The following is a 1,737-nucleotide window of genomic DNA, read 5'->3' on the forward strand; positions in this document are numbered from 1 at the left end:
CAGGGCGTCCATCGCGGTCATGACCTGACGTCGATTCGCCATGCCCAGCAGTCATACCGCCCACCAGACCGATCATGTGACACATGTACCGGGACACAACCTGCGACAGATGTCATGGGACTGAACAGTCCGCCACCAACCACAGATCGACAAGAATCTTGAGAGCGTGGGGCGGGCTGCCCGGTCGGGACCCAGCCGAGGAAGCGTAGGCAGAGGGCCACCTCCTGACCACATAATCTCGAGCGCCACCTCCGAACCTCGGCCGCCCGCCCGACCCCTTCGAGCCGAATCGGGCGGGCTGCAGGGGCCGGCAGGCGTGTGCGACTACTTCATGGCGGCGATCTGGATCAGATTTCCGCAGGTGTCGTCGAAGACGGCGGTGACCACCGGCCCCAGGTCGGTCGCCTCCTGGGTGAACTCGACGCCCAGCCCCTTGAGCCGCTCGACCTCGGCGTACACGTCGTCGACGGCGAACTGGGTGAACGGGATACCGTCGGCGACCAGGGCACTCTTGAACGGACCCGCCGCCGGGTGGCCGTCCGGCTCCAGCAGCAACTCGACACCGTCCGGGTTGGCCGGGGACACCACGGTGAGCCAGCGGGCCTCGCCGGCGGGCTCGTCGGTCTTCTTGATGAACCCCAGCTTCTCGGTGTAGAAGGCAAGCGCCTTGGCCTGGTCGTCGACGAGCACGCTGGTGATATTGATACGGATCACGGGTTCGTTTCCTCTCGATCGATGGGCCACCGCTCGACGATCGAGCGCAGCGGGCTCGTGTCGAGGTGGTGGAACTTGTACCGGCCCTGCCGCCGGGTGCGCACCAGCCCGGCCTGTTCGAGCACGGCGAGGTGCTGCGAGATGGCCTGGCGCGAGGAGCCCAGGCCGTGCTTCATGGTGAGCCGGCTGCAGATCTCGAACAGCGTCTGACCGTCCTTGTCGGCCAGCTCGTCCAGGATGGTGCGTCGCGTCGCGTCGCCGATGGCCTTGAACAGGTCTGGGTTCGCGTCCATCAGCACAGTTATAGGCAAGCGGTCACTTGCCTGTCAAGGCGAGGGCCGCACGGTCTCGCCGGCGAGCCTGCCGCGCTCCCCCCGCCCCACCTCGGTGATGTCCCACTGAAAGCGAAATGAAGTCGCCGAGCCGTAGCGTGCCAGCCAACCGGCCGACGAAGACCGCCGATGCTCCAGCTTCGGAGGCGACACATCGGCGAAGGCCGGTCACCGATCAACACTCCGATCCCTGGGGAGGATCTCTCGTGGAAACCACGGAAGCAGCACCGACGCGGTCCCGTACGACGGGACGTCGATCGAGCGCCTGGCGCCGGACGGCCAGGATGGCCGTGGTCGGCGTGCTGGCCGGTGCGGCCGTCGGGCTCGCCGCCTCACCCGGCCTCGCCGCCACCGGCCGGGTCATCATCGGCAGCCCCACCGGCCCGAGCGCCATCCTGGTCGACCCGGCCGCCGGCTGCCACAGCGTCAACGCCACGTTCCCGCCCGGCACCACGGTAAGCAACCAGACCGACGCCACGATCGTGGTCTACACCGGAGGGTTCTGCACCGGCTTCCCGTCGCTAGCCCTCCCGCCCGGCGACTCCACGGTCTTCTCCCCCGGCAGCATTCGCGTGCTGTCGTAGCCGGGCAGACCGGCGGGGCCCCCCCCCGGGGGCCCCCGGGGGGGGCCCCCCCCCCCCCCCGGGGGGGGGGGGGGGGGGGTCCGCGGGCAAACCGCCCCCCCCCCCGC

The 1,737-nt window shown here is 69.5% G+C and carries 3 protein-coding genes; 1 reads left to right on the forward strand and 2 read right to left on the reverse strand.

What is annotated here, in order from left to right; genetic code table 11:
• Positions 1-324: 324 nt before the first annotated feature.
• Both R6Y94_RS20665 and R6Y94_RS20670 read right to left on the reverse strand, forming a co-directional pair.
• Complete coding sequence (locus tag R6Y94_RS20665; protein ID WP_318397530.1) at positions 325-711, reverse strand: VOC family protein; 387 nt, start codon at positions 709-711, stop codon at positions 325-327.
• Positions 711-1,007, reverse strand: a complete 297-nt coding sequence (locus tag R6Y94_RS20670) for a metalloregulator ArsR/SmtB family transcription factor (RefSeq protein WP_318397531.1) — start codon at positions 1,005-1,007, stop codon at positions 711-713. The genes R6Y94_RS20665 and R6Y94_RS20670 overlap by 1 nt, the downstream gene beginning before the upstream one ends.
• A gap of 323 nt (positions 1,008-1,330) precedes the next feature.
• On the opposite strand from R6Y94_RS20670, the gene R6Y94_RS20675 reads away from it, so the two are divergent.
• Complete coding sequence (locus R6Y94_RS20675; RefSeq protein ID WP_318397529.1) at positions 1,331-1,630, forward strand: hypothetical protein; 300 nt, start codon at positions 1,331-1,333, stop codon at positions 1,628-1,630.
• The last annotated feature ends 107 nt before the right edge of the window (positions 1,631-1,737 follow it).

This window comes from Plantactinospora sp. KLBMP9567 (genome assembly GCF_033446045.1).
Lineage (GTDB): Bacteria > Actinomycetota > Actinomycetes > Mycobacteriales > Micromonosporaceae > Plantactinospora.